Annotated in this window: 25 protein-coding genes and 1 tRNA gene; 11 read left to right on the plus strand and 15 right to left on the minus strand. The window is 63.8% G+C overall.

Annotation, left to right across the window (positions count from 1 at the left end; translation table 11 throughout):
* The first annotated feature begins 90 nt into the window (after positions 1-90).
* A tRNA-Gln gene (locus tag F4U95_RS09715) sits at positions 91-164 on the plus strand.
* 131 nt (positions 165-295) lie between these two features.
* Here F4U95_RS09715 and F4U95_RS09720 read toward each other — a convergent pair.
* The 4 genes from F4U95_RS09720 to F4U95_RS09735 all read right to left on the minus strand — a co-directional run bounded on the left by F4U95_RS09720 (position 296) and on the right by F4U95_RS09735 (position 5765).
* Complete coding sequence (locus F4U95_RS09720; protein WP_150425526.1) at positions 296-1918, minus strand: NAD(P)/FAD-dependent oxidoreductase; 1623 nt, start codon at positions 1916-1918, stop codon at positions 296-298.
* 35 nt (positions 1919-1953) lie between these two features.
* Positions 1954-3192: a PepSY-associated TM helix domain-containing protein gene (locus tag F4U95_RS09725; protein ID WP_246171549.1), complete on the minus strand. Its 1239-nt coding sequence runs from the start codon at positions 3190-3192 to the stop codon at positions 1954-1956.
* Positions 3192-5213 carry a TonB-dependent receptor family protein gene (locus F4U95_RS09730; protein WP_150425527.1) on the minus strand — a complete coding sequence of 674 codons (2022 nt, stop codon included), beginning with the start codon at positions 5211-5213 and terminating at the stop codon, positions 3192-3194. Before F4U95_RS09730 ends, F4U95_RS09725 begins: the two co-directional genes overlap by 1 nt.
* Before the next feature lie 141 nt (positions 5214-5354).
* Positions 5355-5765 (minus strand): DUF2946 family protein, encoded by a 411-nt coding sequence (locus tag F4U95_RS09735; protein ID WP_150425645.1) that lies wholly within the window; start codon positions 5763-5765, stop codon positions 5355-5357.
* A gap of 107 nt (positions 5766-5872) precedes the next feature.
* Here F4U95_RS09735 and F4U95_RS09740 point away from each other — a divergent pair, with 107 nt between their 5' ends.
* Complete coding sequence (locus F4U95_RS09740) at positions 5873-6283, plus strand: MerR family transcriptional regulator (RefSeq protein ID WP_120250752.1); 411 nt, start codon at positions 5873-5875, stop codon at positions 6281-6283.
* A 48-nt stretch (positions 6284-6331) separates the two neighbouring features.
* Positions 6332-8134, plus strand: a complete 1803-nt coding sequence (locus F4U95_RS09745; protein ID WP_150425528.1) for an acyl-CoA dehydrogenase C-terminal domain-containing protein — start codon at positions 6332-6334, stop codon at positions 8132-8134.
* Between the two features lie 64 nt (positions 8135-8198).
* Here F4U95_RS09745 and F4U95_RS24780 read toward each other — a convergent pair whose 3' ends face one another.
* Both F4U95_RS24780 and F4U95_RS24900 read right to left on the minus strand, forming a co-directional pair.
* The gene (locus tag F4U95_RS24780) at positions 8199-8354 is read right to left on the minus strand and encodes a hypothetical protein (protein ID WP_170267485.1); all 156 of its coding nucleotides are present in this window, start codon (positions 8352-8354) and stop codon (positions 8199-8201) included.
* 1 nt (position 8355) lies between these two features.
* Positions 8356-8532 (minus strand): hypothetical protein, encoded by a 177-nt coding sequence (locus F4U95_RS24900; RefSeq protein WP_211364657.1) that lies wholly within the window; start codon positions 8530-8532, stop codon positions 8356-8358.
* 223 nt (positions 8533-8755) lie between these two features.
* Between F4U95_RS24900 and F4U95_RS09750 the strand changes: the two genes are divergently transcribed.
* Positions 8756-10042: an amino acid permease gene (locus F4U95_RS09750; protein WP_150425529.1), complete on the plus strand. Its 1287-nt coding sequence runs from the start codon at positions 8756-8758 to the stop codon at positions 10040-10042.
* A 77-nt stretch (positions 10043-10119) separates the two neighbouring features.
* Here the strand turns inward: F4U95_RS09750 and dnaJ are convergent, their stop codons facing one another.
* Both dnaJ and dnaK read right to left on the minus strand, forming a co-directional pair.
* Positions 10120-11268 carry a molecular chaperone DnaJ gene (dnaJ, locus tag F4U95_RS09755; protein WP_120250756.1) on the minus strand — a complete coding sequence of 383 codons (1149 nt, stop codon included), beginning with the start codon at positions 11266-11268 and terminating at the stop codon, positions 10120-10122.
* 65 nt (positions 11269-11333) lie between these two features.
* Positions 11334-13235 (minus strand): molecular chaperone DnaK, encoded by a 1902-nt coding sequence (gene dnaK / locus F4U95_RS09760; protein ID WP_120250757.1) that lies wholly within the window; start codon positions 13233-13235, stop codon positions 11334-11336.
* 175 nt (positions 13236-13410) lie between these two features.
* Between dnaK and F4U95_RS09765 the strand changes: the two genes are divergently transcribed.
* The 3 genes from F4U95_RS09765 (at position 13411) to F4U95_RS09775 (ending at position 14802) form a co-directional block, all read left to right on the plus strand.
* Positions 13411-13878, plus strand: coding sequence for a copper chaperone PCu(A)C (locus tag F4U95_RS09765; RefSeq protein WP_150425530.1), 468 nt, complete (start codon positions 13411-13413; stop codon positions 13876-13878).
* Positions 13875-14363: a vgr related protein gene (locus F4U95_RS09770; RefSeq protein ID WP_150425531.1), complete on the plus strand. Its 489-nt coding sequence runs from the start codon at positions 13875-13877 to the stop codon at positions 14361-14363. Before F4U95_RS09765 ends, F4U95_RS09770 begins: the two co-directional genes overlap by 4 nt.
* 223 nt (positions 14364-14586) lie before the next feature.
* The gene (locus F4U95_RS09775) at positions 14587-14802 is read left to right on the plus strand and encodes a hypothetical protein (RefSeq protein WP_150425532.1); all 216 of its coding nucleotides are present in this window, start codon (positions 14587-14589) and stop codon (positions 14800-14802) included.
* Between the two features lie 259 nt (positions 14803-15061).
* On the opposite strand, the gene F4U95_RS09780 is transcribed toward F4U95_RS09775, so the two are convergent.
* The 4 genes from F4U95_RS09780 to sdhC form a co-directional block, all read right to left on the minus strand.
* Positions 15062-16114: an ATP-binding protein gene (locus tag F4U95_RS09780; RefSeq protein ID WP_150425533.1), complete on the minus strand. Its 1053-nt coding sequence runs from the start codon at positions 16112-16114 to the stop codon at positions 15062-15064.
* Between the two features lie 83 nt (positions 16115-16197).
* Positions 16198-18000 carry a succinate dehydrogenase flavoprotein subunit gene (gene sdhA / locus F4U95_RS09785; protein ID WP_150425534.1) on the minus strand — a complete coding sequence of 601 codons (1803 nt, stop codon included), beginning with the start codon at positions 17998-18000 and terminating at the stop codon, positions 16198-16200.
* Positions 17997-18389, minus strand: a complete 393-nt coding sequence (sdhD, locus tag F4U95_RS09790) for a succinate dehydrogenase, hydrophobic membrane anchor protein (RefSeq protein ID WP_150425535.1) — start codon at positions 18387-18389, stop codon at positions 17997-17999. The genes sdhA and sdhD overlap by 4 nt, the downstream gene beginning before the upstream one ends.
* On the minus strand, positions 18389-18784 hold the full coding sequence (gene sdhC, locus F4U95_RS09795) for a succinate dehydrogenase, cytochrome b556 subunit (protein WP_120250764.1): 396 nt from the start codon (positions 18782-18784) through the stop codon (positions 18389-18391). The genes sdhD and sdhC overlap by 1 nt, the downstream gene beginning before the upstream one ends.
* 198 nt (positions 18785-18982) lie before the next feature.
* Between sdhC and F4U95_RS09800 the strand changes: the two genes are divergently transcribed.
* The 3 genes from F4U95_RS09800 to F4U95_RS09810 are packed head-to-tail and all read left to right on the plus strand — an operon-like array spanning position 18983 to position 22080.
* The gene (locus tag F4U95_RS09800) at positions 18983-20317 is read left to right on the plus strand and encodes a methyl-accepting chemotaxis protein (RefSeq protein WP_150425536.1); all 1335 of its coding nucleotides are present in this window, start codon (positions 18983-18985) and stop codon (positions 20315-20317) included.
* A gap of 39 nt (positions 20318-20356) precedes the next feature.
* Positions 20357-21352 carry a 50S ribosomal protein L11 methyltransferase gene (locus F4U95_RS09805; RefSeq protein ID WP_150425537.1) on the plus strand — a complete coding sequence of 332 codons (996 nt, stop codon included), beginning with the start codon at positions 20357-20359 and terminating at the stop codon, positions 21350-21352.
* A gap of 11 nt (positions 21353-21363) precedes the next feature.
* Positions 21364-22080 (plus strand): dienelactone hydrolase family protein, encoded by a 717-nt coding sequence (locus F4U95_RS09810; RefSeq protein WP_150425538.1) that lies wholly within the window; start codon positions 21364-21366, stop codon positions 22078-22080.
* A 20-nt stretch (positions 22081-22100) separates the two neighbouring features.
* On the opposite strand, the gene ruvC is transcribed toward F4U95_RS09810, so the two are convergent.
* Entirely contained in the window at positions 22101-22592 is a 492-nt protein-coding gene (gene ruvC / locus F4U95_RS09815; protein WP_150425539.1) for a crossover junction endodeoxyribonuclease RuvC, read from the minus strand.
* Positions 22589-22864, minus strand: coding sequence for an endonuclease domain-containing protein (locus F4U95_RS09820; protein ID WP_246171550.1), 276 nt, complete (start codon positions 22862-22864; stop codon positions 22589-22591). Before F4U95_RS09820 ends, ruvC begins: the two co-directional genes overlap by 4 nt.
* Between F4U95_RS09820 and F4U95_RS25110 the strand changes: the two genes are divergently transcribed.
* Positions 22790-23014 carry a hypothetical protein gene (locus tag F4U95_RS25110; protein WP_246171562.1) on the plus strand — a complete coding sequence of 75 codons (225 nt, stop codon included), beginning with the start codon at positions 22790-22792 and terminating at the stop codon, positions 23012-23014. The genes F4U95_RS09820 and F4U95_RS25110 overlap by 75 nt on opposite strands.
* Positions 23015-23038: 24 nt before the next feature.
* On the opposite strand, the gene F4U95_RS09825 is transcribed toward F4U95_RS25110, so the two are convergent.
* Entirely contained in the window at positions 23039-23782 is a 744-nt protein-coding gene (locus F4U95_RS09825; protein WP_120250769.1) for a YebC/PmpR family DNA-binding transcriptional regulator, read from the minus strand.
* Between the last annotated feature and the right edge of the window lie 61 nt (positions 23783-23843).

Below are 23843 nucleotides of genomic sequence, written 5' to 3' on the forward strand. Positions count from 1 at the left end.
AAAGTCGCGCAAATATATCAGAAAAGTGCTTGACCGACTCTGCAACCCCGCCTATCTGCGGCCACCCAAGCGCGGCGCGCTCAGGATTGATGCCCGATCCTCTAATGGTAAGAGAGCGGACTCTGACTCCGTCAATCAAGGTTCGAGTCCTTGTCGGGCATCCAAAACTTCCCCGGATTTCAAATAGCGACACGGCCTAGCGGCTAACGATTGGCGGCTATATCGCCGTCAGAGCCTGTCCCTGTCGATATGGCGAATGATCTCCGCCGGCCCATCAAGTTGCATCGTCGATGCGCTACGCCGGTACGATCGCCCGCGCCACCGCTTCCGCCACCTTGATGCCGTCGATCGCGGCGGAGAGGATGCCGCCGGCATAGCCCGCGCCCTCACCCGCTGGGTACAGGCCGGCGACGTTGAGGCTCTGATAATCCTTGCCGCGCGTGATGCGAATGGGCGAGGAGGTACGCGTTTCCACGCCGGTCATCACCGCGTCGGGATGGTCATAATGGGCGATCTGCCGACCGAAGGCGGGCAGCGCCTCATGGAACGCCTCGATCACATAATCGGGCAGGCAGAGCGACAGGTCGGTCGGCGTCACGCCCGGCTTGTAGGAGGGCACGACTTCGCCAAGCTGCGTCGAGGGTCTGCGAGCAAGGAAGTCGCCGACCGTCTGGCCGGGCGCCCAATAAGAGGAGCCGCCCGCCTGATAGGCCAGGCTCTCCCAATGACGCTGCAGCGCAATGCCGGCGAGCGGACCGTCCGGATAATCCTTGGCCGGGTCGATGCCGACCACCAGCCCCGAATTGGCGTTGAATTCCGCGCGGCTATATTGGCTCATGCCGTTGGTGACGACGCGGCCCTCTTCCGACGTGGCGGCGACGACGCGGCCGCCGGGGCACATGCAGAAGCTGTAAACGGTACGGCCGTCGGCGCAGTGATGGGCTAGGCTATAGGCCGCCGCGCCAAGGTCCGGGTGGCCAGCGCAATTGCCGTAGCGGGCGCGATCGACCCAGCTTTGCGGATGTTCGATCCGCACGCCGATGGAAAAGGGCTTGGGTTCGATATGGACGCCGCGCGCGTGCAGCATCTCGAATGTCGGGCGCGCACTATGGCCGACCGCCAGCACGACATGGTCGCTTTCGATCACGCTGCCATCGTGCAGCACCACGCCGCGCAGCTTTTGTGCCCCATCGCCCTGCCGTTCCAGCACCAGGTCGTCGACGCGCTGCTGCCAGCGATATTCGCCGCCCAGCGCCTCGATCTGCTTGCGCATCGCCTCCACCATGGTGACGAGGCGAAAGGTGCCGATATGGGGATGCGCTTCCCAGAGAATATCGTCGGGCGCGCCGGCGGCGACGAACTCTTCCAGCACCTTGCGGCCAAGGAAGCGCGGGTCTTTGACGCGGCAATAGAGCTTGCCGTCGGAGAAGGTGCCCGCTCCGCCCTCGCCGAACTGGACGTTGCTGTCCGGGTTCAGCTCGGCGCGGCGCCACAGGCCCCATGTGTCCTTGGTCCGCTCCCGCACCACCTTGCCGCGATCGAGGATGATGGGCTTGAACCCCATCTGCGCGAGGATGAGGCCCGCGAACAGACCGCATGGTCCGGCGCCGATCACGACCGGGCGCAGACCCTGCCAGCCGTCGGGGACGTGGGTGACGAATTTATAGCTGCTGTCCGGCGTCGGGCGGATGTCGTGGTCGTTCGCGAAACGGGCGAGCAGCGCTGCTTCGTCCGCAACATCGACGTCGAACGTGTAGACAAGCTGGATGGCGGAGCGGCGGCGGGCGTCATTCCCGCGCCGCACCAGACTGTGCCCGCGCAGGTCATGGGGTTCGAGGCCAAGGCGTTCGCAAATGGCGGCGGGGATCGCCTCGGCCGGATGGTCGAGGGGCAGTTTCAGGCCGGAAAGACGGATCATCGCTGTGCCATAGTCCTTCGCGGCCTGAAAATAAACTAGCTGCGCCGCATCCGCCCGACCAGCCATTCGGCGCCCAGCGCTGCCAGCATCGACAGGCCGGTGAGCGGGAAGAACAGGCCGAGGGCAAGCATCAGTCCCGCGACCATGCGCGCCGTGCCCGGTGGCGCGGGCGGCGGCGCGGCGAACCGGCGTTTCCACCAGAGGATCGGCGCGGTCAGGCAGAGCGCGAGCAGGCAGAGGCAGCCCGCCAGCATCAGCAGCCGGTTCACCTCGCCATATTGTTGCCCCTGATGGGTGGCGACGCCCCATTCGACGCTTTTGGCCCCCATGCCGAACTGGCGCCAATCCATGTCCTGCACCACCGCGCCGGTGCCCGCATCGATGGTGATGGCGCGGGCATCGTCGGCACGAGCGGCGAGCGCTGTGATGAGGTAGGGCGCGCTGGGGCTGGCTGGCAGGAACAATTGATAGCCGGAAGCGAGGCCATGGCGGGCCGCGATCCGGACGACCGCATCGACGCCGATGTCGCCCGGACCGCCGGTTGGCGCGTTCCTCTCCCGTAATGTCCATGGCAGCGCCTGCTTGGCCGGCGGCGCCCAGGGATTGACCTTCATCGCCGGGCGGCCTGCGCCATTGGCGGCGATGATCGCGCGCAGACCGCCGCCCCAGACATCGGTCCAGGGCATGCCGGTGACGGCCAGGAACAGGATCACGCCTGCCGACAGGAAACCCAGCGTGCCATGCAGATCGCGCCAGAAGAGCCGCCCACCGGCCCGCCCCCGGATCGCCAGCGCGGGGCTGCCGCGACGGGGCCAGCGCAGATAGAGGCCGGTAATGCAGAGCAGGATCGCCCAGCCCGCCACCACCTCCACTAGCCGGTTCCCGATCGGGCCGGTCAAAGCGAGGCTGTGCAGGTCACGGATCGTCTGCATGATGCCACCGTCGTGCATCCGGCCTTGCAGCCGGCCGCTATAGGGATCGACGAAAGTGACGGTCGATCCGGTCGTGACGCGCCAGCTTTCGTCGCGCTTGGCAGGCACCAATATCTGGGTTGCAGGCGCCCCCGCCACCTGCGCGGCGGCGATGAGGCGTGAGGGTAGCAGCGGCTGCGCATTTGGTGGCGCCGTGATCCGCACCGGATAAAACCATGCCTCTATCTCCAGCTTGTAGAGATAGAGGGCGCCCGTCACCGCCATCAGTGCCAGCACCGGCAGGACGATGAGGCCCGCATAGAAATGCCAGCGCCACATTGCTCGATAAAGTCCCCGCTCCATCAGAAGCGCGCCCTGACACCGGCATAGAAAGCGCGGCGTTCGACGGGGTAGAAGATGGCGCGTCCGCTCGCGGGCAGGGCGGCATAGTTTACCACCGCGCTGATATCGCCGATGGCGCGTTCCCCCGTCAGGTTGCGGGCGTCGAGGAACAGGGTGACGCCATCACGCAACTGCGCCTGCGCGCCAAGGTTGAGCAGCGCATAGCTGCCCACGCGCTTGCTGTTGGCATAATCGACCCAGGCGCCCTGCGGCAGCCATTCGACCGCCGGTGAGACGCTGAGGCGATCCGTGCCCAGTTTCAGCTCCGCGCGATAGACATAACGTGGCACCACCGGCAGGCGGTTGTCGCCGAATTGCGCATCGCCGCGGAACCGGAAGTCGCTAAATTGATAGACCTGTCGCAGGCTGGCCCAAGACGTCAGGGTCAGGTCCAGCCCGGCCTCTATCCCCTGATGCCGGGTCCGGTCGGCATTGAAGGTCGCCGCAGGAATGGTGCCGGCAACGACGCTATATTGCAGCATCTCGCCGCGCAGGTCGGCACGATAGAGGCTGATATCCCAGGCGGCGATGCCCAGCCGGCCGCGCGTGCCGATTTCCGCCGTCCATGCCTTTTGCAGGCCGACGGGCGTGAAGCCCGGTGCGCCACCGGCGGGCGTCTGGCTCAGTTCGCCAAAACCCGGCATTTCGATCGACCGGCTATAATTGGCGTAGAATTGCAGCGTCTCGGCGGGCTGGTAGAGAAGGCCCAGCTTGGGTGCGAAACTGTCGAAGCTGGCGTCGCCGCTGCGCACCGGGACAAGGCGATTGGCGATGCGCCGCTCGCCATGGCTGTAAAGGCCGCCCGCGATCAGCCAGAGGTTCGTGACCGGCGCAATCCGCGCTTCGGCGTAGCTGTTGATCGTCTGCGCCTTTTGCAGGGCATTTGCGGTCAGCGCACCGGACCTGCCGTTCAGGTTGACGAACTGGCGTGCCACCGTGCGGCCGAATCGTGCCTGACTGCCCAGCGTCAATGCCACCGGCATAGCTCCCAGATTGCCCGTCAGGTCGAGGCTGACGAAAAGGCCGCGATCCTCCGACTTCTGATCGATCAGCTGATAGATGGGGTGGGACAGCGACTTGGCATTGTAGAAAAGGCCGAAGGCCAGCGTGCCATGAGCGAGGTCGATGCTGGTGCGATTCTGAAGCCGGATCGAATCGATATCCCGCGCCTGGTTGCCCGTGAAATTGCCCTTGGCGGGATGGTCGATCGCATCCGCCTCGCTAAGCGCACCGGCCAGATGCTGGCGGATGGCCTGAGCGCTGGCGTAGAAGCGGGTTTCGACTCCCTCCCCCAGTTTCAGCCCAACATTGCCGTTGACGCGCAGCGCCTTGCGGTCGCCATGGGCGCGGTCGCTGTTCGACCGATCGCCTGAGACAACGAGATAGACATCTCCGCCATCGTCGGCATGACCATAGGCGATCTTGCCGCGCAGCGTGTCGAAGCTGCCACCATCGATGCGCAGCTCCGCGCCCGGCATGCTGCGCCCGGTCGGCGTAACGGCATTGATCGCCCCGCCCAGCGTCGATCCGCCAAAGCGCAACGCATTGCCCCCGCGATAGACCTCCAGATGCTGAAAGATTTGCGGGTCCAGCTCCTGGAAATCGCCATTATCGTCGGCGCCGTTGATGGGGACACCGTCCTGCAACAAGGTGAGGCCGCGCATATGATAGCCGCGCGACAGGCCTGACCCGCGGATGGAGATGCGCACCTCCTGCCCGAAGCGGGGCTGGGTATAGACGCCGGGGGAGAAGGCCAGCGCATCGCGCAGCGAGACGGCGGCCTTGTCCGGAAACTCTTCGGCAGCGACGACATCGACGCCGCCTGGAGTTTGCTGAACACGAGCAGCCGCTGCTTCGACGATCGGGCTGGCAGTGACGATGATGGCGCCCTGCTCGGCTTCCTCGGCGGAGGCAGGCGTGGCGGACAGGATGAGGGTCAGGGCGCACAGCGGCAGGCTGCGCACGACATGGGAATGACGCATGGAGAGAATGACTTTCTGAAAATACTCGCACGCATCCAAGCGTCGAGCATATGCCTCAAACATAATTTCCGTTCGTGCTGAGCTTGTCGAAGCACGCCCGCGCCCTTCGACAAGCTCAGGGCGAACGGAGGTTAAGTTGGTTCAGAATGTAGCGGGTGGCCCCAAAGATGGCGGCGGGGGCGCGGCAAGGCGCGCGATCAGGCCGGTCTTGAGCGCGAAGGCGATCGGACCGAAGGCCAGTTGCCAGGCGGGAAGCGGCAGGTCGGCCGCGATCAGCGGCGGCACCAGCGGCTGCACCGATGCGGCGAAGGGGCAATGTTGCTGCCCGGTCATGCCGTCATCGGGGCGATGGTCGCCCTTATCCGGCGTGGTTCCGCGCGGCACGACGACATTGACGGGACCGGTGCCGGTACAGAGCGTCACCACAACGCCACGTTCCGTACGCACGGGCATGAAGCCCGACGGTGCGATCAGCTGGATGGCAAGGACGAGCAGAGCCAGCGCCGCCAACAGGCCGCGCGCCTTCTCCGACTGTCTGATCGGCCCCATCATGTCCCCTGACGTAGCGGCGACGGGCCGCCCTGTCATCCGGGCAAAAGGTCCAAGTCGCGCCTTCACTCACCTTGACGTAAACGTAAAGGCGAATTACATCTCATGGCATGAACACGCGCAGCAGCATCGCCGGCATCGAATTGCCCGACCATAGCGAACGGCAAAGCTACACGATCACCGACTTGTCCGAGGAATTCGGGGTCACCGCCCGCGCGCTGCGCTTCTATGAGGATGAAGGGCTGATCTCGCCCGAACGGCAGGGTCTGGCCCGCATCTATTCGCGCCGCGACCGTGCCCGCCTCGCCTGGATATTGCGCGGCAAGCGGGTGGGCTTCAGCCTGACCGAGATTCGCGAGATGATCGACCTCTATGACGCCGACGAAGCGCATGAGGCGCAGCGCCGCGTGACCGTGGACAAGTGCAAGGCGCGGATCGACCTGCTGACCCGCCAGAAGGACGATATCGACGCGGCCATCACCGAACTGGCCAGCTTCATCACGACCATCGAACAGAAATAATCCCCCTCTCCCGCCGGGGAGAAACAGAAGAATAATCAGGAGAAGATCATGCCCAGCTATGCCGCCCCCGTTCGCGACACCCGCTTCGTGCTGGACCATATTGTCGGGCTGGACCGCTATGCCAACTTGCCCGGGTTCGAAAATGCCACGCCCGATCTGGTCGAGGCGATCCTGACCGAAGGCGGCAAGATGGCGGCCGAAGTGCTGTTCCCGCTCAACGCCGTGGGCGACAAGGAAGGCTGCACCCGCCACCCGGACGGCAGCGTGACCACGCCCACCGGGTTCAAGGCGGCGTTCGACCAATTCGTCGCCGGCGGTTGGACCACGATTCATAGCCCGGCCGAATTTGGCGGTCAGGGGCTGCCCAGCGTACTGGCGACGGCGGTGGACGAATATGTGCTATCGGCCAACCAGGCGTTCGAAATGTATCATGGGCTCACCGCCGGCGCGGTCGCGGCGCTGATCGCCAAGGGCAGCGACGAACTGCAACAGCGCTACATCCCCAAGATGGTGTCGGGCGAATGGACCGGCACGATGAACCTGACGGAGCCGCATTGTGGCACCGACCTGGGCCTCATCAAGACCAAGGCCGTGCCGCAGGCCGATGGCAGCTATTCGATCACCGGCACGAAAATCTTCATTTCGGCAGGCGAGCATGATCTGGCCGAAAATATCATCCACCTCGTTCTGGCCAAGACGCCGGATGCGCCGGAAGGCAGCAAGGGGATTTCGCTGTTCGTGGTGCCGAAGATGTTCGTCGGTGACGATGGCACGCTGGGCGACCGCAATGCCGTCTCCTGCGGATCGATCGAGCATAAGATGGGCATCCATGGCAACGCCACCTGCGTCATGAACTATGACGGCGCGACCGGCTGGATAGTGGGCGAGGAGAATAAGGGCCTGGCCGCGATGTTCATTATGATGAACGCGGCGCGACTGGGCGTGGGCCTTCAGGGGCTGGGCCAGGCGGAGATCGCGTTTCAGAACGCCGTCCATTATGCCAAGGATCGTCGTCAGGGTCGCGCACTGACGGGGCCGAAGGAGCCCAGCGAAAAGGCCGACACGCTGTTCGTCCATCCCGACGTGCGCCGCATGCTGATGGAAGCCAAGGCGATGACCGAAGGGCTGCGCGCGCTGATCCTGTGGACGTCGCTGCAAGTCGACCTGTCGCATCATGCCGCAACCGAAGAAGAGCGTCAGGCCGCCGACGACCTGCTCCAGCTGCTGACCCCGGTGGTCAAGGGCTATGGCACCGATCGCGGTTTCGACGTGGCGGTCGCCTGTCAGCAGGTGTTCGGCGGCCATGGCTACATCTGGGAAAATGGCGTGGAGCAATATGTCCGCGACGCTCGTATCGCCCAGATTTACGAAGGCACCAACGGCGTACAGGCGATGGATCTGGTCGGTCGCAAGCTACCGATGAACGGCGGCCGCGCGCTCCAGTCCTTCCTCAAGATGGTGGGCGAGGAAGTCGCCACCGCCAAGAGCGACGAAAAGCTGGCGCCGATCGCCGAAGCGCTGGAAAAGGCGAGCGGCCAGCTGGGCGCGGCGACCATGTGGCTGATGCAGAATGCCATGAAGAACCCCGAACATGCCGGGGCCGGCGCGCATCATTATATGCACATCCTCGGTATCGTCGCGACCGGGCTGATGTGGCTGCGTATGGCCAAAGCCGCCACCGCACTGATCGCGGCGGGCGAAGGCGATACCAAATATCTGGAGGCCAAGCTGGTGACCGCGCGCTTCTTTGCCGAGCGGATCATGCCCGATGCGGGCTCGCTGCGACGGAAGATCGAGGGCGGCGCCGATGCACTGATGGCGCTCGATCCGGACATGTTCCTGGCGGCCTGATCGGGCCTGCCATCCGGTAACCACGCGAAGGGCGGTCCAATGGGCCGCCCTTATCGCATGGACCTTACGCTGCGAGCGGCAGCCGTTCTTCGACCAGAACCGGCGTCACATCGTCGGCAACAGGAGCAGGCGCCTTGGTCTTGTTGAGCGCGGCAATGTAGCGCTCGGCAGAGACGACGTCGCGGCGGTAGGAGAAATAGAGCGCGATCAGGGAAAACATATTACGGCCTTTGTTGATTTTGCTGCGTTGCAGCATCGCAGCCTATCTGGGCTTTTGCGGGCATGTTCGCAAATGCAATGCGGGCAAAGGCGATTGCAGGAAATGTATCTTCCATGCCCGGCTCGCCGCCGGGTGCCTGATCGGGATTACCCGCCGATGGCCAGACGCCATCACCCAACACCCGTTCGGGCTGAGCCTGTCGAAGCCCCGCTCTTTACGCTGAAGCAGCACCATTTGAAAAAGTGCAGCCCCCTGCGGCTGGCTGCCAAGGCACGCGCGCAGGACAGGCTTCGACAGGCTCAGGGCGAACGGATGTTGAGAATGGAAACGTCCGACCCCCGCGTTCAAAGAATGACGGGCGCTGCCTAGCAATCGTTCAGACACGCCTTTAGAACTTCGGAATGAGCCATCCGTCACCTGCGGCCACCGCCGCCCCCTCCTCTTCCCGTACCCTGGGCCTTGCCGCTTGCATTGCCCTTGTCATGGGCAATATGATCGGGTCGGGCGTGTTCCTGCTGCCTGCATCGCTCGCCCCGTTCGGCTGGGATGCGGTGGCGGGGTGGGTGTTCACCATCGCGGGATCGCTGGTGCTGGCCTTCGTGATCGCACGACTGACCGTCGCCATGCCTGACGCCAATGCCTCGCAGATGATCGCCCGCGCCTATGGGCCGCTGGCGGGCTTTGCGATCGGGTGGATCTACTGGATCTCCATCATCATCACCAACGTCACCATCGCGGTGGCGGCGACCGCCAACCTGAGCAGCATCATGCCGGTGCTGACCAAACCCGGCCTGGGCGCGGTCTGCTCCATCGCGTTCCTGTGGGCGATGACGGGGATCAACCTGATCGGCGCGCGCGCCGCGGGCCTGACGCAGATCGCCACCACCTGCATCAAGCTGGTGCCTATCCTCGTCGCGTTGGTCGTGCTGGCGATCATCCTGAGCAACGGCAGCGCGCAAGTCGAACCTTTCCCGGCACAAGGTCTGACCGGGGCCGGCATCACCGCATCGGCCGCGTTGACGCTCTGGGCGTTACTCGGTTTCGAATCGGCGAGCGTGGCGGCCGACAAGGTACGCGATCCCGCGCGCACCATCCCGCGCGCGACGCTGATCGGCACGGCCGCGACCGGCCTTATCTATCTGGTCGTCTGTTCCGGCATCGCGCTGACCCTGCCGGCGGCGGAAACCCAGACCGGGTCACCTTTCGGCGCATTCGTCAGCCATTATTGGTCGGCAGGACCGGCCAGCTTCATCGCCATCTTCGTGGTGATCAGCTGCCTTGGCGCGCTCAACGGCTGGACGCTGCTCCAGGGCGAAGTGCCGCTGGCGATGGCGCGGTCGGGCGAATTGCCGCGCTGGCTGGCTGCTACGGATGCCAAGGGCACGCCGGTGCGCGGGCTGATCCTGTCCACCGTGCTGGCCAGCCTGATGCTGGTCGCCAACAGTCTGCAAGGGTTGGTGGCGCTGTTCACGGCGATGGCGCTGCTGGCGACGTCCGCGACGCTGTGGCTCTATGTCGGATGTGCGCTGGCCAGCCTGCGGTTCCGGCTGGTGGTGCCGGCAGCGGTCATCGGGCTGGGTTATGCGCTCTGGACATTATGGGGCGCGGGACTGGTGGCGAGCGGGTCCAGCATCCTGCTGATGCTGGCGGGCCTGCCCTTTTATTGGTGGGCACGGCGGGGGCGCTGAGAGGCTGTTCCCCGGCAAAGGCCGGGGTCCAGTTCAATGTGTGGGGCTGGACCCCGGCCTTTGCCGGGGAACAGGCCTTAATCCGCCCACAAATCCTTGAGCTTGGAGAAGAAGCCGCTGACCTGCGGGCATTCTTCGCCGGTTTCTGTCTCGCGGAAGGCTTCCAGCAATTCCTTTTGCTTGGCCGTCAGCTTGGTCGGCGTTTCTACCTCGACCTGAATGACCAGATCGCCATGGCCGCGCCCATTCAGCACCGGCATGCCGCCGCCGCGCTGGCGCAACTGCTTGCCCGACTGGATGCCGGTCGGAATCTTGATCTCATGCCGGATGCCATCAAGGCCCGGCACTTCGATCGACCCGCCCAGCGCCGCGGTCGTGAAGCTGACCGGCGCGCGACAGAAGAGCGTCGTGCCATCGCGTTCGAACAGCGAATGGCGCTTCACATGCAGGAAGATGTAGAGGTCGCCCGCAGGGGCACCGCGCGCACCAGCCTCGCCCTCACCCGACAGGCGGATGCGGGTACCTTCGTCCACGCCGGCCGGGATGTTGACCGACAGACTCTTGGGCTTGTCCACGCGCCCTTCGCCACGACAGGATTTACACGGGCTTTCGATCACCTGACCTGCGCCATGGCAGGACGGACAGGTGCGTTCGACCACGAAAAAGCCCTGCTGCGCGCGCACCTGACCATGGCCTTTGCAGGTGCCGCAAGTCTTGACCCCGGTGCCTGGCTGCGCGCCTGAACCTTCGCAACTGTCGCAGGCGGCCGACACGTCGATCGCGATCTCGGTCTTCTTGCCATGATAGGCTTCGTCGAGCGTGATCTCCATGTCGTAGCGCAGGTCCGCGCCGCGGCGATTGGCCTGACGCCCGCCGCCCCCCTGTCCGCCAAAGCCGGACTGGCCGAAAATCGTCTCGAAAATATCGCCAAGGTCGGAAAAGCCGCCCGCGCCACCGCCACGGAAACCGCCGCCGCCACCGCCGCCCGACTGGGCATTGGTATAGGCCGCATGACCATAACGGTCATAGGCCGCGCGCTTTTGCGGGTCTTTCAGGCATTCATAGGCTTCGGACACGGCCTTGAACTTGGCTTCGCTGTCCACGCATCCACCGGTTTTATCCGGATGATACTTCATCGCCATCTTGCGATAGGCGCTCTTGATCACCGCTCCATCAGCGGTGCGCTCGACTTCGAGCAGCTCGTAATAATCAACTTCGGTCGTCATAGAGGCCCCCGCCCGCTTCGCCCGTCATGCCGATACATATCGACATGACGGGCGATGGGCATAGATTATGCCTTGTTGTTATCGTCGACTTCCGAGAATTCGGCGTCGACGACATCGTCGTCAGCCTTGGGCGCGTCCGCACCCGGAGCCGCCGCATTGGCCTGCTCCTTCTCGTAGATCGCCTGACCCAGCTTCATGGCGACCGTGGCGAGTTCCTGCGCCTTGGTCTTCATCGCTTCAGCATCGCCGCCTTCGATCGCGGTCTTGGTTTCAGCGATCGCCGCTTCGATCTCGCCCTTCAGCGATGCGTCGACCTTGTCGCCATGTTCGACCAGCTGCGCTTCGGTCGTGTGGACCAGGCTTTCGGCGTTATTCTTGGCTTCGGCCGATTCGCGGCGCTTCTTGTCGTCTTCGGCAAAGCGTTCGGCATCCTTGACCATCTGGTCGATGTCGGAGTCGCTGAGGCCACCCGACGCCTGGATGCGGATCTGCTGTTCCTTGCCGGTGCCCTTGTCCTTGGCCGACACGTTGACCAGGCCGTTGGCGTCGATGTCGAACGTGACTTCGATCTGTGGCACGCCGCGCGGGGCTGGCGGAATGCCGAGCAGGTCGAACTGGCCGAGGATCTTGTTGTCCGCCGCCATTTCACGCTCGCCCTGGAACACGCGGATCGTCACCGCCTGCTGATTGTCGTCAGCGGTCGAATAGACCTGCGACTTCTTGGCGGGGATGGTGGTGTTGCGGTCGATCATGCGGGTGAACACGCCACCCAGCGTCTCGATGCCCAGCGACAGCGGGGTCACGTCCAGCAGCAGCACGTCCTTGACGTCGCCCTGAAGCACGCCCGCCTGAATGGCGGCGCCCATGGCGACGACTTCGTCCGGGTTCACGCCGGTGTGCGGTTCCTTGCCGAAGAATTCCTTCACGGCTTCGCGCACCTTGGGCATGCGGGTCATGCCACCGACGAGGACGACTTCGCTGATCTCGCTGGCCGACACGCCTGCGTCCGCCATCGCCTTCTTGACCGGGTCCATCGTGCGCTTGATGAGGTCGGCGACCAGACGCTCCAGATCGGCGCGCGTGATCGTCTTCACCAGATGCTTGGGACCATTTTGGTCGGCGGTGATGAAGGGCAGGTTGACTTCGGTCGTCTGGGCCGACGATAGCTCGATCTTCGCCTTTTCGGCCGCTTCCTTCAGACGCTGGAGGGCCAGCTTGTCCTTGGTCAGGTCGATGCTCTCGGCCTTCTTGAAGTCTTCGGCCAGATACTGAACCAGCTTGGCGTCGAAATCTTCGCCGCCCAGGAAGGTGTCGCCGTTGGTCGACTTCACTTCGAACACGCCGTCGCCGATTTCGAGGATCGAAATGTCGAACGTGCCGCCGCCAAGGTCATAGACCGCGATCGTCTTGCCGTCCTGCTTGTCGAGGCCATAGGCCAGCGCTGCCGCAGTCGGTTCATTGATGATGCGCAGCACTTCCAGGCCAGCAATCTGACCGGCGTCCTTGGTCGCCTGACGCTGGGCGTCGTTGAAGTAGGCAGGAACGGTGATGACCGCCTGCGTCACGGTTTCGCCGAGATACGACTCCGCCGTTTCCTTCATCTTCTGAAGGGTGAAGGCGCTGATCTGCGACGGACTATATTCCTCGCCGCCAGCCTTGACCCACGCGTCGCCGTTCGGACCCTTCGCGATGTCGTAAGGAACGAGTTCCATGTCCTTCTTGGTCAACGGATCGTCGAAGCGGCGGCCGATAAGGCGCTTCACCGCGAAAATCGTGTTGTCCGGATTGGTGACCGCCTGACGCTTGGCCGGCTGACCGATCAGACGCTCGCCATCCTTGGCGAAGGCGACGATCGAGGGCGTGGTCCGTGCCCCTTCCGCATTTTCGATGACCTTGGGCTTGCCGCCATCCATGACAGCGATACAGCTGTTGGTGGTACCCAGATCGATCCCGATTACTTTTGCCATCTCTTCCTCTTGTAACCCCAAATATATTCAGCGGTTGACGGCCCATTACCTCACATAAGCGCCAAGGCAAGGCCGGTCTGCAAAGCGGGATATAGGCGCGGTTACGCTTGGCACAAGACGCTGGGGCGTTTACCTGATGGATCGACCGGAAACGAGACAAGTTATGGAGTGTCGGATGCGCGCGCGCTTTGCCCTTTTCGCCCTGGCGGCACCTTTGGCGCTCGGCGCTTGCGGCGACCCCGCGCCATCCTATATCGACCAGGCCTGGGTGCGGCTGTCGCCCAACAAGGACACGCCATCGGCGGGCTATTTCGTCGTCCATGGCGGGGATGCGGGCGTGCAGTTGCGCGGCGTGCTGACCGACTATGCCCTCAAGGTCGAAATGCATGAGACGATCAGCAAGGACGGCATGACCACGATGGAGCGGGTCGAAAGCGTGGACGTACCCCCCAAGGGGCAGGTCGCCTTCGCGCCGGGGGCTAAGCATCTGATGATCTGGGGCATCAATGACACGGCGATCAGCCGGGGCAAGATGCAGTTCACCTTCCTGATGGGCAATGGCGACCGGTTGCTGGTGGACGCGGTGATCCGCAAGCCCGAAGCGGCAGGCACGGCCAAACCCGCCGATGATGCGGCCCATTGACCAGTCGCGCGCTGACGAGGGAAGAAGCGGCGCTGGCCCGGACCTTGTTCGGGGCGGCGATCGACTACGGCCGGGTGCGAGTACATGACCGCAAATGGTGGCCGTTCCAGCCGAAGGACGTGACCATGGCGCCGGACGGCGACCTGTGGTTTCATCCGGATGGCGGCCTGTTCTGCGCCGATTTCTGCGACAGCCCGCTGCACATACAGGGGCTGTTCGTGCATGAAATGACCCATGTGTGGCAGGCGCAGCGGTCCGGGCGCTGGTGGCTGCCGCTGATGCGACACCCCTTCTGCCGCTATGGTTACGACATCATGCCGGGCAAGCCGTTCGAGCGATACGGGATCGAGCAGCAGGCGGAAATCGTGCGGCATGCGTATCTGCTGCGGCGGGGCGACGCGGTGCCGGGCAAGCCGGGGCTGGATGTGTATGAGGCACTGTTGCCGTTCAGAGGTGAGCGGGGGTTAGGGGACGGCCCAACATAATATCGTCATTCCCGCGGAGGCGGGAATCCATCTTCTGTCCTCGCGGCTGAATCAACTCTGGTAAGATGGATCCCCGCCTTCGCGGGGATGACGAAGAGGGGGTGGATTGCAAACTGTCCGGTTTTGGAGAAATAACCGGCGGTAGCTGACGCTGCCCGGTAAAAAATCATTCGGCAGCAACCACTCCACTTGCGGACATTCTCCAATGTGCGATTAAAAGCACATGAGCCGCAGCAAGCACCAAACTCTGAAAGGCGTGATCGACGGCCAGTCCAAAGGGCAGATCACGGCGATGTTCACTGAACGTGACCACGAAGCTATGGAGTGGGTGAAAAAAGGCGCGATCAAGCGCGAAACCCTACGAGATAGGCGTGATGGGCGGATGGCCCCTGCAGATGCTGACGGGCACGTCGCTACGCCAGACGACAGCGACCGCTGACGTCCGCTTTCCATCAAATTTCGTTATTCAACCTTCCACGTGCCATCTGAACGAATGGCCTGTTTCAAGAACCAGGTTGATCTGGCGGAGCGACGAAAAATGGTCGTTTCCAGACCCGAATGTCCGTTCGCCCTCAGCCTGTCGAAGGGCCGTACTTCTTCTGCCGAAATACACCCAGAGGAAAGAGCGGGGCTTCGACAAGCTCAGCCCGAACGGATGTGGGGTGTCCGAACAGGATCGAAGAAAGCCACTCCCTGCCTCACCATGCCCCTGCCAGCATCCCCTCCAGCAGTTGCGCGAAATTCATGCCGTCAGCGCGGGCGGCGATGGCGGACAGACAGTCCTGATCGTCGCGACCAGGACGGCCGGGGCCGGTCATGTTCGGCTTCATGTTGAGATCGAACAGCTTATAGTCGCCGCTGGCGTCCGCGCGGCAGTCGATACGGATGACGGCGCGTGCACCGACCAGCGCCGCTGCCTTGACGCATGCGTCCAGCATCGCCTGCACGACGGGTGAGGCCAGTTCCGCTGCATCGATCGCGACGCTGTTGGCCGTCACTGCGACATCGCCATTGTAGGGGGCCACGCCGTCCATCTGGTCGAAGCGGCGCACCGGCCGCAATGCCCGATAGACGCCATCAACCGGCGGCATCACTGTCACCGTGACCTCTTCGCCGGCCAGATATTCCTCGACGATCAACGTATCGCCGAATTTCGCGTCCGCGATGAGAGCGGTCGCCGCAGACACCAGCCCTGCCAGATCGACTACCCGCGTGACGCCCTGACTGCCGCGCCCGCGCACCGGCTTGACGATCAATGGAAAGGTCAGCCCCGTGTCCGCGATCGCCGCCTCTATATCCGCCAGCGCCCGGACGCCCGGCCGCGCGCTCTGTGCCATCAGGAAGGATCGTGCGACCGGCAGGCCCGCTTCCTCCAGCATGCGGTTGGTGGCGAATTTGTCGTCATAGCGCTGCATCAGTTCGGGCAATTGCCCCACGATCCGCACCTGCCCCAGCACGGCTTCAAGCGGATGACCTTCGAACAATACGCTGTTGGCCCAGAGGATCGTCGCGCCTGCATCTATCGCAGCGGCGATGCCTTCGGCCGTATCGGGGAAGACCCAATCGAGCGGCCGGGCCGGATCGGGATCGGTCACCGGGGTCAAAACCTCATGCGCCCGCCCGCGCAGCACGAAGCCGATATCCGCGCCGCCATCGGAATAGCCGCCGGGCTTGGCATCCTTGCGCAGGCCGTCGATCACTGGCGGCGGCAACGCCTGATAGAGGATGGCAATCACGTCCTGCTGCGTCATGTCGTCTCAATCCCGATCAACGAAAAGGGGGCCAGCCCTGCGGCTCGCCCCCTCCTCAAACTTCTGCCTTGCAACGCAATGCCTTAATAGACGCGCGCCTTGGGCTTCACATATTCGGCTTCGTCGGTCATCGTATAGTCGTGGACCGGACGATAATCGAGCGTCACCTTGCCGCCCGAACCGCCCCAGCCTTCAAACCAGCTGACCGTGTGCTTCATCCAGTTTTCGTCGTCGCGGTCCGGGAAATCCTCATGCGCATGGGCGCCGCGCGATTCCTTGCGCGCATCGGCGCTTTCGATCGTGCAGATCGCCTGGCTGACCAGATTGTCCAGTTCCAGCGTTTCGATGAGGTCGGTGTTCCAGATCAGCGAACGGTCGGTAACCTTGACGTCCTGCAACCGCTTGTTGACCGCCTGCATCTGCGTGACGCCTTCCGACAACAGCGCGCTGTCGCGGAACACGGCGGCATGCTTCTGCATGGTCCGCTGCATGTCCATGCGGATGTCCGCCGTCGGCGTCGAACCCTTGGCATTGCGATAATGGTCCAGGCGACCCAGCGCCAGATCGGCGGCATCGGCCGGCAGCGCCTTGTGCGGCGCGTTGGGCTTCAGATTGTCCTTGAGGAACAGGCCGGTCGCGCGGCCGAACACCACAAGGTCGATCAGCGAGTTGGAACCGAGGCGGTTCGCGCCATGCACCGACACGCAGGCCGCTTCGCCGACCGCGAACAGGCCCTTGACGATGACTTCCGGATCGTCGCCAACCTTGGTCACGACCTGGCCATGATAGTTACAGGGGATGCCGCCCATATTGTAATGGACGGTCGGCGTCACGGGGAGCGGCTGGCGGGTCAGGTCGACGCCCGCGAAAATCTTGCCGCTTTCGGTGATGCCCGGCAGGCGTTCGGCCAGCACCTTGGGATCGATATGGTCGAGGTGCAGGAAGATATGATCCTTATGCTCGCCCACGCCGCGCCCTTCGCGCATTTCCATCGCCATCGAGCGCGACACGACGTCGCGCGACGCCAGATCCTTGGCCGAAGGGGCATAGCGTTCCATGAAACGCTCGCCTTCGCTATTGGTGAGGTAGCCGCCCTCGCCCCGCGCGCCTTCGGTGATCAGCACGCCCGCGCCGTAGATGCCGGTCGGGTGGAACTGCACGAACTCCAGATCCTGAAGCGGAAGCCCTGCGCGCAGCACCATGCCGCCACCGTCGCCGGTGCAGCTATGCGCCGAGGTGGCCGAGAAGTATGCGCGGCCATAGCCACCCGTCGCCAGCACGACCGCATGGCTGCGGAAGCGGTGGATGCTGCCATCTTCCATGCAGATGGCGATGACGCCACGGCATTCGCCATTTTCCATGATCAGGTCGATGGCGAAATATTCGATGTAGAAGTCCGCGTCGTACTTCAGCGACTGCTGATAGAGCGCGTGCAGCATGGCGTGGCCGGTACGGTCGGCCGCCGCGCAGGTGCGCTGCACCGGCGGGCCGGCGCCCATATTCTGCATGTGGCCGCCGAAGGGACGCTGGTAGATGGTCCCATTCTCGTTACGGCTGAACGGCACGCCGGCATGTTCCAGCTCGATCACGGCCGCCGGCGCTTCACGCACCATATATTCGATCGCGTCCTGGTCGCCCAGCCAGTCCGACCCCTTGACGGTGTCGTACATGTGCCAGGTCCAGTGGTCGGGGCTGTTGTTGCCCAGCGACGCGGCGATGCCGCCCTGTGCCGCCACGGTGTGGCTGCGGGTCGGGAACAGCTTGGTGATGCAGGCGGTCTTGAGGCCCGCTTCGGCGCTGCCCATGGTCGCGCGCAGGCCGGAGCCGCCAGCGCCCACGACGACGGTGTCGTAGGTATGGTCGATGATCTTATAGGCTTCGGTCATGGCTTGACGACCCCAATGAAGGCGATCTTGGCGATCGCGAAGACGCCTGCGGCCGCGCCGCCAAAGGCATAGAAATTCAGCACGAGCATGGAGAAGAAGGCCAGTCCCTTGTCATGGACATAATCCTCCAGCATCACCTGCATGCCAAGGCGCAGGTGCATGAAGATGCTGACCACCATCAGCATCAGCGGCACTGCGACCAGCGGATTGTGAATCCAGCTGACGACGCTTTCATAATCCAGGCCGGGCAGGCTGATCAGGCTGAAGACCAGCCACAGGACCAGCAGCAGATTGCCGACGGCGGTATAGCGCTGCGCCAGCCAGTGATGCGCGCCATGCTTGGCGGAGCCGAGGCCGCGAACGCGACCGATGCCAGTACCGGTACCCATCAGAGCGCCTTTCCGAAGATATAGAGCCATACGAAGCCGGTCGTGAGCAGCGACAGGATGAAGGTCGCGATCGACCACATCTTGTTGTTCTTCAGCTCATAACCCGCGCCCATATCGAGCACGAAGTGGCGGAGGCCCGAGAAGAGATGCTGGAAGAAGAACCAGGAAAGGCCGATCATCACCAGATAGCCGATCGGTGAGGTCGCGCACTTCACGAAGGTCGCATAGGCCTCCGGACCGGTCGCAGCGGCCATCAGCCACCAGATAAGGCCGAGCGCGCCAGCGGTCGCCAGACCGTTGCCCGTCACGCGGTGCATGATGGAGACGGCCATGGCCGGCCCCCATTTCCAGATCGTCAAATGCGGCGAGAGCGGCCGGCTGTTGGAACGCGCCATGTCTACCCTAGTCCTTAGATACTTGTCCCTGAGTCCGCTCCCCTTAGGAGCGAAGCGCCACGAGGGCAAGAAGAGGAAGGCTACAGAAAGTTGCTGACGCTTTTCCAATCGCATCGGTCAGGCATAAGAAGTGATTAACCAACCCGCGCTAATGATCGAACGCGAACCGATCATGTCTTCAGCAAGGGCCGTCCCCGCATGCCGTCCAGTCTTTCCCCTGCCGCCATCACATCGGACTATATGGCGGATGTCGATCCCACCGGCGCGATCGCCAGCGCCGCGCGCGAAGTGGGCGAATTGATCGAGAAGGATCTGGGTAGCGTCGGCGCGACGTTCTTCGCCACCTATATGCGTGAAACCGGGCTTCAGGACCGGCTGAGTCGCACCATCATCGCCCGGATCGAGCAGGAAGCGGACGTATATGTGCGCGAAAAGCTGCTGCATTTCGCCGAAGGGCGCTGGGCGCAATCGGCCGCCGACTGCGTGCGCCATGCCCGCAAACATGATGTGTCGGTGCGGTCGGTGATGACCGCCGTGGCGGCCGCCAACGAGCGCGTGACCGATCTGATCTGGGAACGCTGCCATGATGACGGCGCCCGCTGTCGCAAGCTGCTGAGCATGATGTTGCAGATCGCGATGATCGATTCGGGCTTCATGAGCAACGTCCTGTCATCCGACCAGGCCGAAACGCAGCGCGCCGAACGGCAGCGGTACGGCACCTTGTTCGAACAGAGAATCGTGGGCGAGATCGACGGCGCATCGAAGCTGGGCGAATCGCTGCGCGAACAGGCCAAGGATGCGTCGGCCGCCACCCGCGGCATGCTGGGCAAGGCGTCCGAAGTCGCCGCCGCCGCCGAACAATCCGCGCTTGCCATGCGCGAAGCCGCCCGCACGTCCGCCGGCCTGATCCGCGCGATCGAGGACGCCCGCACAGAGGTCGAAAGTTCCGCCGAAGTCGCGCGTCGTGCATCGACCCAGTCGGGCGACGCCGTCGCCATGTCGGCCACCCTGTCCGAACATGCCAAGTCGATCGAATCGATTCTGGGCCTGATCCGCGACATTGCGGGACAGACCAATTTGCTGGCGCTCAATGCCACGATCGAAGCGGCGCGTGCCGGCGATGCCGGTCGCGGCTTCGCCGTCGTCGCGCAGGAAGTGAAGAGCCTGGCGAACCAGACCGCCCGGGCCACCGACGAAATCGCCAGCAAGATTGCCGATATTCAGGCATCGACTCGTCAGTCGGTCGAAACCAACGAGCGCATCCGCGACACGGTGGGTGAAGTACAGGCCAGCGCCGAACGGATCCGTCATGCCATGGATGCGCAGGCGCAGACCGTCACCATGATCACCGCCGCCGTGGACGAAACCGCACTGGCGGCCGATTCGATGTCCACCACCATTTCGGCCATCCGCCAGGATACCGAGGTCGTGGCGTCGGAAATCGACCAGCTGGAACGCGGCTTCGTCAGCGTCGAGGGCAAGCTCGCCAGCCTGCGCCATGCCTCGTCCGACTTCGGGCGGCAGGTGGCGTAAAGCTTCCCCTGCCCCCGCCGCTGGTCTAAAGGCGGCGGGATGAACGAAGTCGCAAACGCAGCCCAAAGCTGGAAAGTCACCCTGCCCTGCACCCGCGCCGAAGCGGAGGCGCTGGACGGCGACATTGCGGCCTTCGCCATCATGGACCGGCCACCAGTGCTGATGACCAGCGAAGCCGCCCCCGATGACGACAATAAATGGCAGCTGGACGCCTATTTCGAGGGCAAGCCCAGCCCGGCCGCGATCAAGCTGCTCAAGACGTTCGTGCCAAGCGCTGCGCGGGTCAAACCGATCGTCGAAGCGCTGCCCGACGAAGATTGGGTGACGCTGAGCCAACAGGGGCTGGAGCCGGTGACGGCCGGCCGCTTCCATGTCCGCAACATCGCCACCGACCCCGAACTGCCCGGCCACGTCAATCTGCTGATCGAGGCGGGCCGCGCCTTTGGTACGGGCCAGCATGAAACAACCGCCGGCTGCCTTGCCATGCTCGACCGGATGCGCCGGGTGGGCATGCGTTTTCGCCATGTCGCCGATATCGGCACGGGCACCGGGCTGCTCGCCTTCGCCGCGCTGCACCTGTGGCCGCGCGCCCATGCGATCGCATCGGATATCGACGCGGTCGCGGTGGAGATCAGCGCCGACAATGCGCGGACCAACGGCGTGAAGCTGGGCGATGGAGCGGGGCGGCTGGCGCTGGTGACGGCGGCCGGCGGCAATCATCCCGCTTTGATCGGCCGGGCGCCCTACGACCTGCTGATCGCCAACATATTGGCCGGGCCGTTGATCGAACTGGCGCCTGCGCTCTGCGCCTTGGTGGAAGAAGGCGGCAGCATCGTGCTCGCAGGCCTGCTCAACGAACAGGCCGATGCGGTGATCGCCGCCTATCGCGCGCAGGGCATGCGTCTGGCCGAGCGCAGCGACCGGGGCGACTGGCCGACATTGCACCTGCGCAAGCGGCCCGTCATCGGCTGGAAACGCCCCAAGCGTATCGACAGCGCCGCACGCGGCGAAGCCCCCGGTTTCGGCAGCATCTGAAGGAATAGCGCATGAGCATCACCCGCACCGTCATCGTCCAGGATATGGCCGGCGAACCGTTCGAGCATGTCGTGGTGGCCGCCAGCGCCGCTGGCGCGCGTCCCGGCATCCTGCTCTTCCCCAATGTGCTGGGGACGAAGGAAGCAGACTTCGCTTATGCGGAAAAGGTCGCGGCGCTGGGCTATACGGTGCTGGTCGCTGACATGTTCGGTCAGGGTAAGCGCACGACGCGTGCGGACGCCGATCCGGCGCTCTACATGAACGCATTGAACGCCGACCGCGCGCTGTTGCGCGACCGGGTGAACGGCGCCCATAGCCTGCTCAAGGGGCTGGAGACGGTGGACGCGACACGGACGGCGGCGATCGGCTTCTGTTTCGGCGGCAAATGCGTGCTGGATCTGGCGCGCTCTGGCGCAGACATCGCCGGCGGCGTCAGCTTCCACGGAGTCTATGAAGCCCCGCCCTTCGCCAATGCCAAGATTACGTCAAAGCTACTCATCTGCCATGGCTGGGACGATCCGATCGCGCCGCCGGAAGCCACGGTCGGGCTGGCGAAGGAACTGACCGAGGCCGGTTGCGACTGGCAGATCCATGCCTATGGCCATACCGGCCACGCCTTCACCGACGAAGCGGTCAACATGCCGGAAAAGGGGCTGGCCTACAGCCCGGATGCCGACCGCCGCAGCTTCCGCGCGATGACGAATTTTCTGGGCGATCTGTTCGGGTAACGCGAACGCGGATAGATGGGTCAGCGCGTGGGAATACGCCGCGCGCTGGCGAGATGATGGGCATGGGTGATCGCCACGGCGAGCGCATCCGAAGCGTCCGGCCCCGCGATCTTCGCGCCGGGCAGCAAGCGCTGCACCATGGCATGCACCTGATCCTTCGACGCATTGCCGACACCGACGACCGATTTCTTGACGAGGCGGGCGGCATATTCGCCGACCTCCATGCCCGATCGCGATGCATTGAGCAGGATCACCCCGCGCGCCTGCCCCAGCTTCAGCGTCGATTGCGGGTTTACATTGACGAACACCTCCTCGACCGCCGCGCCATCGGGCTTATGCTCAAGGATGAGGTCGGTTAGCGCCAGATCGAGCGCCAGCAGCCGCGTCGCCAGCGACATGGTGCTGTCGGTCTTGATCTGGCCATTGCCGATATGGGTCAACCGATTGCCATCCGCGGCAATCAGGCCCCAGCCGGTCGTGCCAAGTCCAGGGTCAAGGCCAAGAAGGATCATGATTGCTCTTTATCTAGCCCCTCCCCTTCAGGGGAGGGGTTGGGGTGGGGCCAGCGATCCGGCAGTGATGCAAGCCGTGCGACGATCGACGCCAGAACGCCATCTATATTTTCAGCCACGTCCCGATTGCAGATGTGCAGAACGGTAATGCCCATCCCGATCAACTCTGCATCTCTGACTGCGATTTCGTCCGCATCATGCGTATCACCGTCTACCTCCAGCGCAAACGTCTTGGCGGGGCAAAAGAAATCGATGATGCGATTTGCGATCACATGCTGGCGGCGAAATTTGAAGCCGAGCTGCTACCGGGAAAGGTGACGCCAAAGAATCACCTCAAATGGCGTGGCGTCGTGACGCATGGACGCCGCATTTTTAAGCAATCGCGGGTTTTGCGCCATTCCCCACCCCAACCCCTCCCCTGAAGGGGAGGGGCTATTTCGGGCTTTTTAGCCCAATTTCTCCATCACTTCGTCCGAGACTTCGTAATTGCCCCAGACGGTCTGGACGTCGTCATCATCTTCCAGCGTGTCGACCAGCTTCATCAGCGTGGCGGCGTTGCTTTCGTCAACGTCGACGGTGGTGGTCGGCTTCCAGGCCAGCTTCGCGCCGTCGGCGGCGCCCAGCGTGGCTTCCAGCGCCTTGGCGACTTCGTGGAGCGCGTCCATCGCGGTCCAGATTTCATGCTCGTCCTCATTGGACGACACGTCCTCCGCGCCGGCTTCCAGCGCCGCTTCGAAGATCGCTTCGGCGTCCCCAGCGCTGGCGGGATAAGTGATCAGGCCAAGGCGATCGAAGCCATGGCTCACCGCGCCCGACGCGCCCAGATTGCCGCCATTCTTGGAGAAGGCGGTGCGCACGTTGGTCGCGGTGCGGTTGCGATTGTCGGTCAGCGCTTCGACGATGATGGCGGTGCCGCCGGGGCCATAGCCCTCATAGCGAACTTCTTCGTAATTTTCGGTGTCGCCCTTGCTCGCCTTGTCGATGGCGCGCTGGATATTGTCCTTGGGCATGGACTGCGCCTTGGCCGCGTTGACCGCCAGGCGCAGGCGCGGGTTCATGTCCACATCGGGCATGCCCATCTTGGCCGCGACGGTGATTTCGCGGCTCAGCTTGGAGAACATCGAGGAGCGCTTCTTGTCCTGCGCGCCCTTGCGATGCATGATATTCTTGAATTTGGAATGGCCTGCCATGGTCCTGAATTCTTATCTGCCGTTGAAATAGGATGGGCGCCCTTACACCAGCGGCCGCCCA

Source organism: Sphingobium limneticum (genome assembly GCF_008710165.1).
Taxonomy (GTDB): domain Bacteria; phylum Pseudomonadota; class Alphaproteobacteria; order Sphingomonadales; family Sphingomonadaceae; genus Sphingobium; species Sphingobium limneticum.

What these genes read in the sequence shown, in the direction of transcription:
- F4U95_RS09720 (WP_150425526.1), bottom strand. Translation starts at nt 1,918, where the DNA reads ATGATCCGTCTTTCCGGCCTGAAACTGCCCCTCGACCATCCGGCCGAG.
- F4U95_RS09725 (WP_246171549.1), bottom strand. Translation starts at nt 3,192, where the DNA reads ATGGAGCGGGGACTTTATCGAGCAATGTGGCGCTGGCATTTCTATGCG.
- F4U95_RS09730 (WP_150425527.1), bottom strand. Translation starts at nt 5,213, where the DNA reads ATGCGTCATTCCCATGTCGTGCGCAGCCTGCCGCTGTGCGCCCTGACC.
- F4U95_RS09735 (WP_150425645.1), bottom strand. Translation starts at nt 5,765, where the DNA reads ATGATGGGGCCGATCAGACAGTCGGAGAAGGCGCGCGGCCTGTTGGCG.
- F4U95_RS09740 (WP_120250752.1), top strand. Translation starts at nt 5,873, where the DNA reads ATGAACACGCGCAGCAGCATCGCCGGCATCGAATTGCCCGACCATAGC.
- F4U95_RS09745 (WP_150425528.1), top strand. Translation starts at nt 6,332, where the DNA reads ATGCCCAGCTATGCCGCCCCCGTTCGCGACACCCGCTTCGTGCTGGAC.
- F4U95_RS24780 (WP_170267485.1), bottom strand. Translation starts at nt 8,354, where the DNA reads ATGTTTTCCCTGATCGCGCTCTATTTCTCCTACCGCCGCGACGTCGTC.
- F4U95_RS09750 (WP_150425529.1), top strand. Translation starts at nt 8,756, where the DNA reads ATGAGCCATCCGTCACCTGCGGCCACCGCCGCCCCCTCCTCTTCCCGT.
- dnaJ (WP_120250756.1), bottom strand. Translation starts at nt 11,268, where the DNA reads ATGACGACCGAAGTTGATTATTACGAGCTGCTCGAAGTCGAGCGCACC.
- dnaK (WP_120250757.1), bottom strand. Translation starts at nt 13,235, where the DNA reads ATGGCAAAAGTAATCGGGATCGATCTGGGTACCACCAACAGCTGTATC.
- F4U95_RS09765 (WP_150425530.1), top strand. Translation starts at nt 13,411, where the DNA reads ATGCGCGCGCGCTTTGCCCTTTTCGCCCTGGCGGCACCTTTGGCGCTC.
- F4U95_RS09775 (WP_150425532.1), top strand. Translation starts at nt 14,587, where the DNA reads ATGAGCCGCAGCAAGCACCAAACTCTGAAAGGCGTGATCGACGGCCAG.
- F4U95_RS09780 (WP_150425533.1), bottom strand. Translation starts at nt 16,114, where the DNA reads ATGACGCAGCAGGACGTGATTGCCATCCTCTATCAGGCGTTGCCGCCG.
- sdhA (WP_150425534.1), bottom strand. Translation starts at nt 18,000, where the DNA reads ATGACCGAAGCCTATAAGATCATCGACCATACCTACGACACCGTCGTC.
- sdhD (WP_150425535.1), bottom strand. Translation starts at nt 18,389, where the DNA reads ATGGGTACCGGTACTGGCATCGGTCGCGTTCGCGGCCTCGGCTCCGCC.
- sdhC (WP_120250764.1), bottom strand. Translation starts at nt 18,784, where the DNA reads ATGGCGCGTTCCAACAGCCGGCCGCTCTCGCCGCATTTGACGATCTGG.
- F4U95_RS09800 (WP_150425536.1), top strand. Translation starts at nt 18,983, where the DNA reads ATGCCGTCCAGTCTTTCCCCTGCCGCCATCACATCGGACTATATGGCG.
- F4U95_RS09805 (WP_150425537.1), top strand. Translation starts at nt 20,357, where the DNA reads ATGAACGAAGTCGCAAACGCAGCCCAAAGCTGGAAAGTCACCCTGCCC.
- F4U95_RS09810 (WP_150425538.1), top strand. Translation starts at nt 21,364, where the DNA reads ATGAGCATCACCCGCACCGTCATCGTCCAGGATATGGCCGGCGAACCG.
- ruvC (WP_150425539.1), bottom strand. Translation starts at nt 22,592, where the DNA reads ATGATCCTTCTTGGCCTTGACCCTGGACTTGGCACGACCGGCTGGGGC.
- F4U95_RS25110 (WP_246171562.1), top strand. Translation starts at nt 22,790, where the DNA reads ATGCGTATCACCGTCTACCTCCAGCGCAAACGTCTTGGCGGGGCAAAA.
- F4U95_RS09825 (WP_120250769.1), bottom strand. Translation starts at nt 23,782, where the DNA reads ATGGCAGGCCATTCCAAATTCAAGAATATCATGCATCGCAAGGGCGCG.